This is a genomic window from Granulicella aggregans (genome assembly GCF_014203275.1).
Taxonomy (GTDB): Bacteria; Acidobacteriota; Terriglobia; order Terriglobales; family Acidobacteriaceae; genus Edaphobacter.
Genome location: NZ_JACHIP010000018.1, coordinates 1 through 15,728 on the forward strand (window position 1 = coordinate 1; position 15,728 = coordinate 15,728).

Annotated in this window: 15 protein-coding genes and 1 pseudogene; 7 read left to right on the forward strand and 9 right to left on the reverse strand. The window is 55.6% G+C overall.

From position 1 onward, the window contains the following. Positions 1-557, reverse strand: a 557-nt coding sequence (locus HDF16_RS26000; protein WP_184223155.1) for a helix-turn-helix domain-containing protein, incomplete at its 3' end; no start/stop codon positions are given. 64 nt (positions 558-621) lie between these two features. Further along, on the reverse strand, positions 622-834 hold the full coding sequence (locus HDF16_RS26005; protein WP_184223157.1) for a hypothetical protein: 213 nt from the start codon (positions 832-834) through the stop codon (positions 622-624). 454 nt (positions 835-1,288) lie between these two features. On the opposite strand from HDF16_RS26005, the pseudogene HDF16_RS32185 reads away from it, so the two are divergent. Then, positions 1,289-1,663: pseudogene (locus tag HDF16_RS32185) on the forward strand (transposase); the annotation flags it as partial. A gap of 47 nt (positions 1,664-1,710) precedes the next feature. Here HDF16_RS32185 and HDF16_RS26015 read toward each other — a convergent pair. The 4 genes from HDF16_RS26015 to HDF16_RS26030 form a co-directional block, all read right to left on the reverse strand. Beyond that, positions 1,711-2,103, reverse strand: coding sequence for a hypothetical protein (locus tag HDF16_RS26015; RefSeq protein WP_184223159.1), 393 nt, complete (start codon positions 2,101-2,103; stop codon positions 1,711-1,713). Positions 2,104-2,164: 61 nt separating this feature from the next. Then, positions 2,165-4,177 carry a type IV secretion system DNA-binding domain-containing protein gene (locus tag HDF16_RS26020; RefSeq protein WP_184223161.1) on the reverse strand — a complete coding sequence of 671 codons (2,013 nt, stop codon included), beginning with the start codon at positions 4,175-4,177 and terminating at the stop codon, positions 2,165-2,167. Between the two features lie 35 nt (positions 4,178-4,212). After that, a complete protein-coding gene (locus HDF16_RS26025; RefSeq protein ID WP_184223163.1) occupies positions 4,213-4,629 on the reverse strand; it encodes a hypothetical protein in 417 nt (138 codons plus the stop codon). A gap of 530 nt (positions 4,630-5,159) precedes the next feature. Then, the gene (locus tag HDF16_RS26030) at positions 5,160-5,882 is read right to left on the reverse strand and encodes an HAD-IA family hydrolase (protein WP_184223165.1); all 723 of its coding nucleotides are present in this window, start codon (positions 5,880-5,882) and stop codon (positions 5,160-5,162) included. 3 nt (positions 5,883-5,885) lie between these two features. On the opposite strand from HDF16_RS26030, the gene HDF16_RS30380 reads away from it, so the two are divergent. The 5 genes from HDF16_RS30380 (at position 5,886) to HDF16_RS26055 (ending at position 8,909) form a co-directional block, all read left to right on the forward strand. Then, complete coding sequence (locus tag HDF16_RS30380) at positions 5,886-6,077, forward strand: hypothetical protein (protein ID WP_221313205.1); 192 nt, start codon at positions 5,886-5,888, stop codon at positions 6,075-6,077. Positions 6,078-6,182: 105 nt separating this feature from the next. Next, complete coding sequence (locus HDF16_RS26040; RefSeq protein ID WP_184223169.1) at positions 6,183-7,502, forward strand: DUF2130 domain-containing protein; 1,320 nt, start codon at positions 6,183-6,185, stop codon at positions 7,500-7,502. A 125-nt stretch (positions 7,503-7,627) separates the two neighbouring features. After that, on the forward strand, positions 7,628-7,924 hold the full coding sequence (locus tag HDF16_RS32190; RefSeq protein ID WP_184223171.1) for a DUF1778 domain-containing protein: 297 nt from the start codon (positions 7,628-7,630) through the stop codon (positions 7,922-7,924). Continuing rightward, positions 7,921-8,460 carry a GNAT family N-acetyltransferase gene (locus tag HDF16_RS26050; RefSeq protein ID WP_184223173.1) on the forward strand — a complete coding sequence of 180 codons (540 nt, stop codon included), beginning with the start codon at positions 7,921-7,923 and terminating at the stop codon, positions 8,458-8,460. Before HDF16_RS32190 ends, HDF16_RS26050 begins: the two co-directional genes overlap by 4 nt. A 140-nt stretch (positions 8,461-8,600) precedes the next feature. Beyond that, positions 8,601-8,909, forward strand: coding sequence for an HU family DNA-binding protein (locus HDF16_RS26055; protein WP_184223175.1), 309 nt, complete (start codon positions 8,601-8,603; stop codon positions 8,907-8,909). A 71-nt stretch (positions 8,910-8,980) separates the two neighbouring features. Here the strand turns inward: HDF16_RS26055 and HDF16_RS26060 are convergent, their stop codons facing one another. Continuing rightward, positions 8,981-9,715 (reverse strand): Crp/Fnr family transcriptional regulator, encoded by a 735-nt coding sequence (locus HDF16_RS26060; RefSeq protein WP_184223177.1) that lies wholly within the window; start codon positions 9,713-9,715, stop codon positions 8,981-8,983. A 573-nt stretch (positions 9,716-10,288) separates the two neighbouring features. Between HDF16_RS26060 and HDF16_RS26065 the strand changes: the two genes are divergently transcribed. Beyond that, positions 10,289-12,106 (forward strand): putative bifunctional diguanylate cyclase/phosphodiesterase, encoded by a 1,818-nt coding sequence (locus tag HDF16_RS26065; RefSeq protein WP_184223179.1) that lies wholly within the window; start codon positions 10,289-10,291, stop codon positions 12,104-12,106. A gap of 449 nt (positions 12,107-12,555) precedes the next feature. Here the strand turns inward: HDF16_RS26065 and HDF16_RS26070 are convergent, their stop codons facing one another. Together HDF16_RS26070 and HDF16_RS26075 are read right to left on the reverse strand one after the other, a co-directional pair. Continuing rightward, positions 12,556-14,118: an ATP-binding protein gene (locus HDF16_RS26070; protein ID WP_184223181.1), complete on the reverse strand. Its 1,563-nt coding sequence runs from the start codon at positions 14,116-14,118 to the stop codon at positions 12,556-12,558. A gap of 300 nt (positions 14,119-14,418) precedes the next feature. After that, complete coding sequence (locus tag HDF16_RS26075) at positions 14,419-15,552, reverse strand: sensor histidine kinase (RefSeq protein WP_184223183.1); 1,134 nt, start codon at positions 15,550-15,552, stop codon at positions 14,419-14,421. Positions 15,553-15,728: the final 176 nt, after the last annotated feature.

Sequence of the window (15,728 nt, forward strand, 5' to 3'; positions counted from 1 at the left end):
TTCAGCACTCCTCGGGCCTGGATGAACAAGCTGCGATAGATCGTCTCGTGGGACACGCGCATGCTCTCGTTGTTGGGATATCGCCTCTTCAACCAGCCGGAGATCTGCTCCGGCGACCAGTCTCGAATCAGTTTACCGGCCACGATCAAGCGCAGCTTCCTGTGCCTGGCAAGCCGACAGGCCTTAGGCCGCAGCGCCGATCTCCAGGCCCGCTGATCCGCCTCACTCGCTCTATAGACTGAGCGGCCACCGTTTCGGACCACCTCCCGGCTCACCGTAGACGCCGGCCGTTCGAGACCCTTGGCTATCTCGCGGATCGACGAACCGGAGGCAATGCCTCGCGAGATCTCTTCTCGTTCGCCTAGCGTGAGCGTTCGCTGCGACCGCTGACGAACTGCAGGAGCGATCCCACCGTTCTTCGAGAGCATGAACTGAATCGAGCCATGATTCTTGTCGAAGGCACGACCAATCTCTTGGAGAGACTCGCCCAACTTCCAACGCCTCCAGATGTCAGCCTTCTGCTCAGCAGAAAGCCCATGCTGCCTTCCTTGTCCCATACACACCACCTCTGAGAATGATCTAAATCAGATGATGTTGCATCGACCGGTTGAGACCGCCGCATTAGAGTGGCAGAAGTCGTCCATTCAGGCACTGGGATTCAATCAGACGATTGAATACAACCAGATCCTCTTCCATGTGAGTCAACGCTCCGTCATTGCTGACCTCGCGCCGCTTGCTTACCTCGACCTTGTTGAGGAGATTGAGGATGGCATGGTCCAGATCGCCGTCGCCAGTTTGTACGAGCGGTTGCGTCCTTTGCTCCAATGCAAGCACCGTTGGTCCCCCTTGAGCGCCGGCGGGCAGAGCGAGATTACTTGCCTAGGCTTCTCACTGTCGCCCCACAGCTGTATCCATGTGTGTGCTGAGTGCACCGGCTATTGCATAAAGTCCTCCCTATTCCCGCTTCCTCAGTGTGGGAAGGGGTGACCGCAGAGCAGATCGCTGATTTGGCCAAGAAGAAGGCCCGAAAGAAGATCCCGCAATTTGTGGCTTCCGTTGCCGATCATCGCTTGACCGACCATCAACGGTTCCTCATCCGGCATGCTCTTCGTCATCTTGAGTCCTGGACCAAGAGGTCGAGGCTCTCAACAAAGAGATCCGACGGCGCCTGCAAGACCCCGCACTTGACGAAGCGTTCCATCTGCCGCAGAGCATTCCGGGTATCAAGGAAGAATCTGCCGCCAGCATCCTGGCCGAGATAGGCGCGGATATATAACAGTTTCCGACAGCAGCGCAACTCAGTTCCTGGGCTGGCCTGTGCCCAGCGAACCACGAAAGGGCTGGGGTCAGGAAGAGCGTTCGTACGAACCGGGGAAACGTCTGGCTCAAAACAACGCTGACGCAGAGAGCATGGGCAGCCACCAACCGAAAGGGATCAAGGCTGCAGTCGCGTTACCACGCACTGAGATCGCGCTGCGGAAACAAACGTGCCATCGTGGCGCTCGGACACACGCTGCTTAAGACAATCCACGCAGTTCTCTCAGCGAAGATGCCCTACCGAGAAGAACCTCTGATCACTTTGGACGACAGGAATGTCGAGCGCGTCCAGCACCACATACGCTGCTTGAAGAAGCTCGGATACAACACGTTTGCGGTCGAGTAGGAGCTGTCTATTCTCAGAACAATGTGCTTTAGCGTGCGCGATAAACATCAATGGATAGGCACGACTCTCGGTCGAGTGGAAGTGAGCTCGCGTTCCGGGATTTTGCCCATAACAGCGGCGTCGAAGTCAGTCCAAGTCATCTCTATCGTCACGAACATCGCGAGTTCCCAAGCTCCGTCGCGAAACAGACTACGCGCATAAGCCTCATCGTTGTGCATCTTGGGATACATGGCACCCAGAGCTTCCCAAAGGCTGATCTGAAGAGCATCGCGGGGTTGTGAATAAAGTAGTGGCCCAATGTCCAGCATCCGCCGGCCGGCCCTTGTCGTGGTTTGACTATATGGAGCGGTAAAGTATTCCAGAGTCTCCTCGATCAAGATCGACTGGAGCACCTCTACAGCCTTCTGCGTTGCTGCAATCCCATCCTCAAGAGTGTCCATAAGTCATCCTCCTGCTCAGAATTTGATGCCTGCATTCTTGAACAAAACCCTTCTTCTCGTCTCAATCAATCCAGTGGCTTTCATTCCAATCAGGTGCCGTTCCATTGGCTGTGCCGTCTTTGCGCTCAAAGGGAGATTTCGGTCTTTTAGGTTGCTTAGCCTTCGTCAAAGGAGCTTCGGGAGTAACCGGCGGAGGGTCTGGTGCGACTCCTTGCGGATCTGCCACCTCATGTGTTGACGCAGCATCTGGCTGTGGGGACTTGAGAGGTATTTCTGGGACCGGCGGTGGAACTGACCGTGGCTCCGGCACCGTCATCTTCCGCGCAATAAACTCCGCCTGCAGCTTCCTCAATGGCGTGAGCGCAAACCTCACCGGCATGACTCCATTGCCCAGCTTGATGTATCCATTCAGAGGCTCAAGGCCTGCGATCTCGGAAGCCATGACGAGTGGCTTGGTGGCGATCTCCACCGCAAAGGTCTTCTTCGACCGGAACAGTTGTGGTGTCCTAGACTCCTTCAACCGCTCGACTTCTATCTCGCCCAAAGTCTCCGAGATCCACTTGGCCGCGCGTGGTTCCGAAGTTTTGAAGAAGATCTTCGTCGCCGGCTGCGAGAGCATCGCCTCGGCGTCCTGACCGTACCGTTTTTCAAGCTGACTGCGTCCCTGGAAGCCAAGCACAATGGGGATTCCGTACTTACGGTTTTCGGTCACAGCGGTATGGAGCTGGGGTAATTTGTTGAGGCTGGCAAGCTCGTCTAGAACGAACCAGACGGGCTTGGAAGGGTTGGCGCACGGCTCCATCATGCGAAGGATCAGAAGATCGAGCCATGCAGAATGGAGCGGCAGGACCCTGTCACGCATGGTCGGTTTTGAGGTCAGAAAGACCCACTGGGTTCTCTTGAAACCCCACTGCGTTGTCTCGAAGAAGCCACGTTTTTCGTCCTGTTCGGGAAGCAGGGCGAGGCTGTCAGCGATCATGTTGAGGCTGGCCAGAACGCCGCCCCGCTGCGGTCCGGCATTGCGGTCAAGATAGGCCGCCTGGGGTGTGCCTTCCAGCCGGCGCTCGATCTCAGTGGGATCTGCCATCCACTCCAAAAGCTCCTGAACGGACGGACGGCTTTTGAGCAGACGTGACAGAACCCGGCGGGGCGCATCCGTAAAGAATGCCTTCTCATGCTCCTTCTCGGGAAGCATCGCGGCGGCGATCGCATCCGAAGTCCCGTAGTCATAGACCTCGTTCGGTAGGTTCCAGGAGGGGCAGCGTTCGTCGAGTGGGTTCAGCACAAAGTCCCCACGCTCGGGATTGTAAAACTCTTGAACGAACTCCCCAGCCGGATCATTTACGATGGCTGCCTCACCGCGCTTCTGGATCTCGCGAAGTATCTGACGGATGGCGTTCGACTTGCCGCTTCCGGTGTCCCCCATGAGCAGGATGTGACTCGATTCAAGCCTGCGCGGTATGGCGAAGCTCGATGGCAGGATGCCGAACGTTGGCTTCAACCGAAGCTTAATCCCGCCGTCTCTTTCTGCCTTGTTCGACCCCAAATCCGAGATCAACTCCGGCCCCTTGGTTCGCCGGCCGTGGCGATCTTCATGGCTCGACCTGGACCGAATACGGTTACGGATGAGGAGCACCGTCACGAACAGAGCCGCTCCGAAGAGGACCGGGGTAAGCAACAACCGACTAAGACTTTCGTCGCCGAAAAAGCCTTCTCGCAGGACCTTCTCCAGCCCGTCAGCCGATACGACCTGTCTGGCCAAAATCAGTCCCGTCCACCCCGCTGCCTGCGCTTTGGGAGAGGGGTTGAGTGGCAACGCCGGGTTCTTGGAAACCGGATCGGCAACGACATCGCTCTCGACCGCGATCTCAGGTTTACGCTTCGGAGCGGTCTTCGAAACCCACCAAACCTGAGCCTTGGCCCGCCGTCCTGCCCCTGTGCTATGGCCTCTCGGGATCATGAGATAGGAGTTGAAATATTGCTTCTGCAGTGGAGTCAGGGCGAACGAAAACCAAAGCGCGTATGGGACGAAGAAACAGATCAACCCAACCGCAATCCAGATGGGAAAAAACATCCTGGACCGGCTCCGGAACTGAAGCGGCCGGCCCACTATTTCTCTCCCGCGTCGGGCTTGGACTGGTCCTCGAGCCGACGCAGGATCTCCTCAGCCTTCCCCTGCTTCACCGAGTCTGCCTGGGTCACGATGCGCTGAATCGTCTCCTTTGGAAGGTCGACTGCGACCGCAGCGAGCAGGTTCACGACGATGCTTCTGAGTCCGACAATCTCGGCTAGCAGGGTCGGATCGGGAGTCGATTTCTTCGTCCGTACAGGCCGGTTCAGATGCGCGATCGCGGCATCACGAAGCCACTCGGAGCAGGTCTTGTTGGCGGCCGAGGCCGCGGCTTCGACCGCCTCCATCTCAGCTTTCGGGAGACGGGTTGCGAGGGTTTTCGCGCGGAAAGAAGGCTCTTCGATCTTCGCAGGCGGCTCGGAAAATAGCGGGGGAGGAACGCGATGATTGCTCATGAATAAGGGGAACGGCTCTATAGTTTCCACCCTACGGGCGAAGCTCAATGAGGTCAAATTTAACACGTTTCCGGGCGTAAACAATTGTCTACTTAGGTTTACCGACGTAAACGAAGGTGCGGAAATGGCTGATTTTGGCAAGGCGCAGATACTGGTCGAGCCTGCGAGTGGCCCGGATTCCTGTTTACGCAGGTTTACCGTTGGTTCCGCCTGGACTCCGAAGTGAGCTAAGCCATTGATTTAGCGAACGTAGACAGTTGTATACGCGCGTTCACAGGCAGCAACCCTTTGGGGATGACGTGTCAGCTTTACTTCCGATGCGAAGCAGCGTTCCTTTGCACTTTGCAGTGCGGGCCAACTACACCCCCGCCGCCGTGCCTGTGGGTTTGTGGGACGCGTGCAACGCGATCCACGCGCAGCAGCAAATCCATCAGGCAATGCACCGGACATCGCGACAATAGATCACCCTGGAGTCGATATCAAATGCGAACAGATCCTTGCGTGTGAGACGATGCCGGCTGAAGACTGCGCTACTGCCAGTTTTGCAGCGCCGGAAATTTGAGGTTGAGTGTTGAAGTTTCTGGGTCGATCGAGACTGCAATTTGATCGATGGAAGCGATGATCCAATCCGCTTCCTGCAGCTCACTCGGGCAATGCGAAGAAGCGACGGCGAGTACCTGACAACCTGCCGCCTTGCCCGCCCGAACTCCGGCTGGCGCATCTTCGATCACCAGACATTCCTGGGGCTGGCGAGTAAGAATTCCAGCGCCTCGAAGATAGCCTTCCGGATGCGGTTTCCCCATGCTCAGGGTGTCGCCGCCAACCGCGTGAGTGGGTGTCGGAATACCAGCCGCTGCCAGCCGACTACGCATCATCTTCTCAGAAGCTGAAGTGACGACAGCCCATCGGTAGGACTGAAGCGATGCCAGCAACCCCACGACACCGGGATAAGCAGTGACGTCGGATTGCTCCTCTTCCGCAAATGAATCCAGTTGTGCGAGATGATCGGCGATCGAGTCGACGGTGAGGTCGGGGAGATGTTCCCGGATGGTGTCGACGGCACGGCGGCCATGCGTTCGACGCAGGTCAAAGGTGTCGCTCAAACCGTGATGCGCTGCCCACCGTGTCCAACACCGCTCGTCACCATGAGTGGACCTTACGAGTACGCCATCCATGTCGAATAGCAGGCCGCCGACTGCGATCTCAACCGGGGTAGTCAAAACGCTCTCGATTGCAATCTCAATGGCGGGCATAGGGTGAGACTATCAGCCCTCAATCCCCTACTCCGGGTGATCGTCGGCCCAGAGTTTGGCCTGCCTCGCCTCGATGCCTTCGCGGTCAAGTTCTGCGAGTTTGAGCTTCCATTTTTCGAGCAGCTTCAGCGCCTGCCGGTGCCGTCGCCAAGCGCGGGCCAACATACGCTCTGCATGGGCGCGTCTGCGGTCTGAAGGAAGATCTGCCACGGGTGAATTGATTCTAAGGCCGCGGCTTGGCAGAGAGTTGGCGTCCAGTCTTCCTCCTCAAGCCGCTCTATACTACGGCGGAGGATACCCATGCCGTCCCAAACCGACCAATCGCTCGTCTGTCCCAAGTGCGGCGAAGCAATCAAACTCACCGAATCCCTGGCTGCACCACTGGTAGCAGCGACCCGCGCAGAGTACGAACGGCAGCTCGCGAACCAGGCGAAGACGTTCGAAGCTGAAAAGCTGACATTGAACGCGCAAAAGGAAGCGAATGACCGACGAGCAGCCGAGCTGGAGGCAGCTGCCTCCAAGCAGCACCAGGAAGTCGCTCAAGCTGTCCGGGATCAAGTCGCGAAGCAACTTGTCACCGAGCGGAAGACAATCGCCGATCAGGAATCGGCACGTGCTCGACAGCAAATGGAAGATGAGCTCAAGGCAGAGCGAGACGCGAGTACGCTCCAGAAGGAGCGTATCGAGATGCTCACCAAGAAACTGACCGACGCTCAAGCGGCAGAGGCGGAGCTTCTCAAAAAGAAACAGCAACTCGAGGATAAAGAGCGCGAACTAGCGTTAGATCTGCAGAAAGGAATTGCTGCAGGGCTGGCTGATGTGCGAGCCAAAGCGCTCGCCGAGGCACAATCTACACTCGATTTGAAAGTGCAGGATCGGGACAACAAGATAGCGGATCTCTTAACCCAAATTGACAGCCTAAAGCGTAAGGCAGAACAGAGTTCACAGCAATCTCAGGGTGAATCGCTGGAGCTTGCGCTGGAGCACCAACTGCGTGCCCAGTTCCCTTTCGACCTCATAGAAGCCGTCGCCAAGGGCGAGTTTGGGGGCGACGTGCTGCAGCATGTCCGTGATCAGAGTGGCCAGCTCTGCGGAAAGATCCTTTGGGAGTCCAAACGAACAAAAGCCTGGTCGGATTCATGGCTCACAAAACTCAAGGGCGATCAGCGGGCCGCACATGCGGACCTGGCAGTGATCGTGTCGCAGACGATGCCGAAGGACGTTACGCACTTCGACCACATAGAAGGCATCTGGGTATCGAGCCTCGGCTGCATCCTGCCGGTTGCCAATGCTCTTCGGGTGAGCGTAATTGAACTCGCGGGCGTCCGCCGGTCCAGCGAAGGACAGGAGACCAAAGCACAGCAGATCTACGCTTACCTGACCGGTCCGCGATTCAAGCACCGGATCGAATGCATCGCCGAGAAGTTCACCGAACTGCGCGGCGATCTCGATAAGGAACGCAAATGGATGAACAAGCAGTGGGCGAAGAGAGACAGTGAGCTTCTGGCAGTTCTCGAGGCCACGTCCGGCATGTACGGGGATCTCCAAGGGATCGCAGGACAGAACCTCAAGGAGATCGACGCCCTGGAAGGTCCCATGCGGCTCGAATTGAGCAGCTAGAGTCGATGGGTGCTCTTGGTTGCCGTCCTAGTTTGCGAAGAGCTCACACGGAAGAAGCACTTCGAAGGAAACTCTGCTTGATTTGTCCGGCCAATGGCCGTACATTGTCTTAGGAGGGCCAAACCATGCCAGCAGTCGCAGAACCAGTTACACGTCAGCGCGCCGAACGTTTGGAAGCTCGTACGACACGCGAGAATAAGGAACTTTGTGTCCGAGCTGCGGAGATCGAGGGACGGACTCTCAGCGACTTCGTCGTGAGCAGTGCTGTCGAAGCGGCCAAGCGGTCCATTCGCGAGACTGAATTCATGGCATTGACGGCGCGGGATAGAACCGCTTTTGTCACGTCCCTGTTGAACGCCGCTCCGTCACCAAATGCTCGTTTGCGGAAGGCGGCTGAACGCCACCAGCAAACAATCGGGTGAGTTCGTCAGCTACTAATTTCCGAATTGAGCCATTAGGCGATCACGATCGAAGCGGTTTCGCTTGCGAGGCGGCCCCACTGGAGCGCTACCTCAAGGAACAAGCAGGTCAGGAGGGCCGCAAAGGTGTCGCCGCTACCTTCCTGCTGCTGACTGACGATGACCTTATCGCCGGCTTCTATACCTTGTCGTCAACGAATATCCGGACCGATGATCTGTCGGCCGAGCTCGTAAAAAAGCTCAAGCTGCCGCGTTATCAGCATCTGCCGGCAACATTGCTTGGTCGCCTGGCGCGGGATACATCATTCCGGGGCCAGGGGATCGGCGAGCTTTTGCTCCTCGATGCTCTCAAACGAGCCCACAGACATAGCAAGGAGATCGCTTCGATCGCGGTTATCGTAGATGCAAAGGATCAGCGGGCGGTTCGCTTCTACAAGGATTTCGGGTTCGAGGAATTTGCCGATTCAAAGGACCGTCTGTTCATCCGCATGGATACGATCGGCAAGTTAGGTTTGCCCCTTCAAGGCGATGCTCGTTGAGTTGGCCTCCGAGGAGCAACGGAACAGTGAACCAACTCAAGGCCCCAGGAGACGGTTTTGATCATCGTTCATTTTGCTGGCTCCGAGTTCGGAAACGCTATCAGTGAAAACCACACCGTATAAAGAGCATCGGAGCAGTGATGACCCGATTTGACCTTGTCGAGAAACTTGTTTTGCTCAGTGATCTCACCCGGCGCGACTGTGAAGTGATCGTGGACACCATGTTCGAAGCGATGATTGCCAGCTTGCAGGCAGATGACAAGGTGGAGATTCGAGGATTTGGGAGCTTTCGCACGCGCAAACGGAATTCCCGGGTTGGTCGTAACCCGACGACGGGAGCGCGTGTCGATGTTCCAGCCAAGCGCATTGTTTTCTTCAAGCCAAGCCAAGACCTTCGCAACCTGGTGAACTCGAAGGAAAGCGGGAACGGCAGCGAGAAAGCTGATTGAGATCGGTCATCTTGGGGTGACCCAACAACACTGCCACCGGGGGCGCCCTTGTCTCTCTGAAGCATGTATCTTCAGCGGTACAAAACGGGCGCATCCTCAAGCATTCCGTCGTCATATTCCGTCAGGTTGGACAGGTGGTTTTTCACGACGAGATAGCACTCACAGGCGGCATCCCGCAGCCCCTCGAGGTCAAGCAGCTGAATCTTGCCGCGCGTGTACTGGATCAGCCTGCGCTGCTGAAACTGCCCGGCGATGACGGTCAGTGTTGTCCTGTTCACGCCGAGCATGTCGGCCATGTACTCCTGCGAGAGAGGCAGAATACGGCCGCCATTCCGGTCGGCGCACAACAGGAGCCATCGTGCCAGGCGTTGTTCTATGGAGTGACGAGCATTGCAGCCGGCCGTCTGCGCCGACTGAATGAACTGTGCTTGCAGGTAGCGAAGCGTCAGATCCTGGAAGAGGCCGCCGCGTTTGAACTCGCAAGTGGCCCGTGCTGTTAGGGTGGTGAAACCATGTCCGCCAACCTGCATGTAAACGCGATTAAGGCTGCGTTTCGTGCCCATCAGCACCGACGCGCCGAGGACGGCTTCTGTCCCCGCAAGCGCGATCTCGACCTGAAACCCGTCTTCAAATGTCGCCGTCATCGAGGAGATGCCTTCTTCGATGAAAAAGAGATGATCGATGGAATTGCCGGGAAATTCGATCTCGTGGTTTACCGGCAATTCGACGGGCCGAAGATCGAGGCGGCGGATGATCTCCCCGTCGAACCTGCGCAGTAACCCGTTTTTGAATGCACCGTCGTTCATGACTGTCCCGCCTTCTTAACGACCCGCGAGGTCATCCGGCAGACACCAGAGACGGCTGTAACTGGTAGCTTTCCGCGCAGTTGGCTTAGGCCCAATGCAATACTACGCTCTTATGTCGGATAAGCCACATAGATCAGCGACTGGCTGCGGCAGCCTGCGCAATGAGTTTTTCGGGAGTGATCAGGGTTTCGATCTGATAGACCGGAATAGCGGCGGTCGGCGCGGTGTGACAGACGATTAGGAGCCCATATCCCCTTCGCCTGCTGCTTTTGATGCCATACAACTTATTCGCCTCTGTGGGACTGCTAAAGCAACAGGGTTCCGGAGGTCAGAACAAGTTGTAGATGGGAAGACATTCGTTGGATAGCCACTCGCGCCCCCAATGGTCCATGCTTCGAATTACTTGCCTGGCGGTGAGGGAATCGACTCATCATGAAGCATTGGAGAAACAACCCGAGGCTTCAGAGCGTAACACTGACTCTCAGCGCCACACTATTCGGAATTAGTGTTGCTCTATGCTTTCCGCCGGAGATGGTTCGCCAACTTCACACCGGCCGTAGTGGTCTGATCCCAATGGCCAGCATCGTCTTCTTCCTTCTTATTGTTAGGATGGTTGTGCTCAGGTCCAAGCAGGACAGCCGACATCAGATAGATCACGACCTCCTCGAGGCCTTCCTCAGGCACATCCCCGACAATGTGTTTTTTAAAGATCGCGACAGCCGGTTCTTGCGTATCAGCCGAGCAATGGCCGAATACATTGGGCTCCCTGATCCGAAACTGGCAGTGGGGAAACTTGATTCCGATATATTCAGTCCGGAGCACGCCGGCCAGGCTCTCGCGGATGAACGTGAAATTATTCGGACGGGTCAGCCTCAGATTGGTGTCGAAGAGAGAGAGACTTGGCCGGATGGCCGAGAGAGTTGGGTGCTAACAAACAAATTACCCCTGACCGACCGCGGCGGTCAGATCATTGGCACAATGGGAATCGCCCGTAACATTACTGACTGGAAGCTTGCAGAACAACGCCTTAAGCACATGGCGCTTCATGACGCGCTGACCGGGCTTCCAAATCGGGTTCTTCTGCAGGATCGCCTCTCGCAGGCAATAGCTTTAGCTCGTCGCACTAGAAACTCGGTCGCAGTCCTCATGGTGGATTTGGACCGCTTTAAGAATGTCAACGATTTCTTCGGCCATAATGTGGGCGACCGTCTACTAGAAGGTGTTGCGGGCCGCTTAAGGATCAGTTTACGGGAGAGCGACATCGTGGCGCGAATGGGCGGAGATGAATTTGTGATCGTGGTTCCTCTCGTCATTGCAGACGGCGATGTTGAGACGGTGGCAAGTAAGGTGATCGCTGCGATAATTGAACCGTTCCACATCGAGGGGCATACTCTTCAGATAGGCGCCAGCGTAGGAATCTCCCTGTTCCCGACCGACGGAGTCGATCCGACGAGCCTGTTGCAGTTTGCAGATGCTGCAATGTACGAGGCTAAAAAGGAGGGGGGCGGAACCTATTGCTTCTTTACGCCGGAACTCGCAAAGACACTGCGACGGCGTCAGACCTTGGAAAAGAACCTGCACGGGGCATGTTCTCGAGGCGAATTTGCCGTCCATTACCAGCCGCTCATATCGACCGCCTCAGGGAGGGTAACAGGCGTTGAGGCGCTGTTACGGTGGAATCATCCAGAAGAAGGGATGATCTCGCCGATCGAGTTTATTCCCAGACTGGAAGAGTTGGGTTTGATGGTAGATGTGGGAGATTGGGTCCTACAAACTGCTTGTCTCCAAATCATGATGTGGAGAAAGCAAGGAATTCAGATCCCTCGTGTCGCGGTCAATGTGTCCGCGCAGCAGTTTTATAGAGGGGACCTTGCTCGGAGCGTCGAACGAATCTTATGCGAGACGGGATTGCGCCCCGAGTGCCTGGAACTGGAATTGACAGAGAGCCTTACACTCGATGATTCTGCGATCACTCTCGAAATCATGCGGAATCTTAAAGAAATCGGGGTGAGTCTCTCGCTTGATGATTTCGGCACTGGCTGGTCGTCTCTTTCGTATCTAAGACAATTTCCCATCGATCGGCTCAAGATCGATAAGTCATTCCTGCGGGATATTTCATCTGATCCGGCCGCAGCTAGGATCGCTCGGAGCATTCTTGATCTGGGAAATAACCTCGGACTTAGTTGTATAGGCGAAGGAGTCGAAACCCGGTTGCAACGGGAGTATCTCCACGAGCAAGGATGCGAAGAAATGCAGGGATTTCTATTTAGCCGCGCATTGCCCCCAGACGATTGCGGTGAGCTGCTGCGTGCGTGGAAGCCATGGAGAGCAAATAGTCCAAAACTTCAGGAGACTTGCGTCGCGGTCGAAGAGATTTGTTTGCCTACGTAAAGATTGCTTCCAGAGACCGCTTGGCACTATTGTCCGCGCAATCAGTTTAACTTCGGCGGCTTGAGTGAGGCTTTGACGGCTTCTTCGGTTTTGGCGTTCTGTCCGCAAGGCCCGACTTGCAGATGTGGTCATCCTCATGCTCGACGAGTTGAGACTCGAAATTAACCTTCAGGTTGGTCACGGCGTTCTGGAAGCAAGCCAGGCAGATTGAATCCCACGATCCATCCACGTTTCTGCGGTGAAGGAAGCGTCTCCAGAAGTGCATCTACAGTCTCTCTTGAAGGGCTTTTGATACAGCAGCTTCTCTTAGGATTTAGGCCTTCAGCTCCGCAAGATCGCCATACTCCGAGTTGCGCTAACGCATGCAGCGACAACTCTGCTGCAAGTGATCCCGTCCCGAAGAGCTTACTTGATAAGGAAGCCGGCGTTCGTGGCCATCGGAAACACTCTTAGCCTCTCAATTCAGGCATTTCAAAGAGATTGTCCATTGCATTTGTTAAATCCTCCAGGTAGAACGGTTTGTTCAACAAGGTGACTCCACCCGGAAGTCTGCCCGTTTGTATGAGCTCCCCTTTTGTATACCCCGATGCGTAGAGTATTTTGATATCCGGTCTGATGAGAACAGCTTCAGCAGCAACAACAGATCCGGCCATACCCCCCGGGAGAACTACATCTGTGAGCAGGAGGTCGATGCGACCCTCGGAACGCAAATACTTCATTGCCGAAGGACCATCCGTGGCAGTCAAGACGCCATAACCCAGGGACTCCAGAAAGTATTTCTGAAGGACTAGAAGATCCGGCTCATCTTCTACGACCAGGACAACCCTGCATTCGCCGACTTCAGGTGCTGATGCCGCATCAGTTGAGGATGGAGCCGATTGACCAACGCTCTCACTGGTGTCGCGAGGGAGGTAAAGGAGCGCAACAGTACCCTTTGACGGTTCGCTTTTAAGCTGTAAATGTCCGCCGCTTTGACGAAGAAAGCCATAGACCATGCTCAGACCGAGTCCGGTTGCCTCCAGCATCGGCTTTGTGGTGAAGAACGGCTCGGTCGCCCGCGCCAGATCCTCCGGTGTCATTCCCTTACCAGTGTCCGCTACTGTAATGACTACGTACTCGCCGGGACTGATCTCTCCGAGGAGACTGTGAGACGCCTTTGAAAGAGTCATATCTCCGCAATGAATGCTAAACAGCCCACCGTCGCTCATTGCGTCACGCGCGTTTTGCGCCAGGTTGAGCATGGCTGTCTCGAGCTGACCGACGTCCACGAGAACGGGCCAAATTGACCCCTCGGAGTACAGATCGAATTGGATGCCCTTGCCCACGCAGTTACTAATCAAGGGCGTTAGTTCTTGAAGCACTTTAGCCATCTCCACCCGACGTGGCGCTAGGGGCAGCTCGCGAGCGTACGCAAGGAGGCTCCTTGTTAACTTCGCGCCGCGATCGACAGCGGAGCATGCCTTTTGCAACATTTCAGCCGCGTCGAGATGCTCGGAAACCTTCCCTGAAAGGAGTTCAAGACTCGCGCTGACTATAGCTAAGATGTTGTTGAAGTCGTGGGCAACACCTCCTGTGAGTCGTCCAAGAGACTCAAACTTAGAGCTGTGGCGAAGCACTTCTTCTGCAGCGTTACGCTCTGTAACGTCGAGCGCAACCACGATTCGTGCGGCCTTACCTTCGAACACAACTCCACTGCTGAATATGTCAACATCCAACGTGCGACCGTCTTTCCGACGGTGCTTCCAGTTTGAAGAATGGTTTGGCGGTCGATCTGGGTGTTGGTAGATTTTCTTCAAGCGGGCAATGGACTCCACAGGACGAATGTCCTCGATGGTCATACTGCCGAACTCTTCACGTGAATATCCATATTGTTGGACCGCAGCTGCATTCACGCGAAGAAAGCGTAAAGTCTCAATATCAAAGATCCACATCGGGAGCGGATTTGACTCGAAGGCAAAGTGATCGCTTTCGCGGAGACTGAATCTAACAGAAAAGCTCTCTTCGTAAGTCATAGATGCGGTCACTCCTCGAATCCGCAGTTACCAAAATAATTCATGCCAGGCACAGCTATACCGTCTGATCAAAACGCTTAGGCAGTTCACCGACAAATAGGAAGATTCGTAGGGCCAGTTCAGACGTATGTCTCTTGATCAATTCCGAAATCACGCGAACCGCTACACCGTTACATCCAGAAATGCCCACGATCTGCATGCTCTGGAGTGCATAATTGCTAAAGCAAAGTGCGATTCCACATTCTCAGATGGGATCAGCCGGTGGGCGTGTTGTCCGGCAAATCTTTGTCTGTATGCTCATTAACTGGAATGGCGAATCGCTGCGACGCCTGCCTGGGCCATCGAAGGGTGATCCTCAGGCCACCAGATCAAGAAGCGCGTTCCTGACGGCGAGCTGCTGGCGAGATTGATGCTCCCCCCGTGTTTGGTGATGATCTGTTTGACGCTCCATAGGCCTAGCCCGTTCCCCTGTTCGCCTTTACTCGTTTTGCCGAATTCAAACAGGCTAGAGACGATAGCTTTGCTCATCCCAGTTCCCTCGTCGACAATTTCCAGTTCAACGCCGCCAGGCGCTGAACTCAAGGAGAGTGACACGCTGCGACCGCGCTCTGAGATGGCCTCGCAGGCATTTCTCGCAAGGTTAAGAATCACCTGGCGGGTCTCGCCCGGAAACGCCTTTACCCAAAATGGCCCTTCCCCAAGGATCTTGAACTCGATCCCTTTTTTGACGATGACTGATTGCAGCAAGAAACATACGGACTCACAGACAGACCGCAGGTCGATCATTTCTGGCTCTTTGGACTCACGGTGAAACGACAGCGTCGATCGTGAGATGGTGATCACGCGCTCGACTTCCTGCTGCGCCTGCTCGGCCATTTCCACCGTGGCCGAAGATGCGTCGGGATCGGTGGCTATGACGTACATCATGTTCTGAATTGTCTCCAGAGGATTTCCGATTTCGTGTGCGATGACAGCGGAGAGGCGACTCCAGTCTTCCAGCTTCCTGGCCGAGAGCAGCTTCTCCTCGATCGCTCGTTTTTCCTCCTCGGCATTTGCCAGCCGATCGGAATAATCGCTAATCGCAAAGCCAATAGCCGAGGCCCTTTTGATCAACATGACGGCGACATATGCGGAGAGGAGTGCCGTGACGACATTGGTACCAGCGTCGATCCAGAACAACGGAATCCAAGTAGTAATGACCTCCAGCAGGTGAGTGGAACCGCAGGCGACGATAAAGAGGGCGAATCCTACAACGAAGTAGGCCCAATCGCGCGCGATCACTCGGCGCGTGCGGCTGACCAAATAGAGCAGGGTGATGCAAATGCTTACGTAGCTCAGGAACGTGACAAAGTTCGTGATAACCATGGTCCAGATCAACTTTGGGGCGGCAGCCCAGCACACGGCGTGGGGCATAAGATCAACAGTTTGAAACATCAGCAGACTCCTCAAAGGGAAATCACTCCATCTGAGCGCTCATTCTAGCCTTACGTTGGAACCCGCGGCTATACGATGGGACTGCCCCAGCTTCGCGGTGACCGTCAAGATCGATACTGGTCGGCAGCAATATGTGGTCGATATCGGGTCAGTGCTGCCTGAGATTGGCTACATCA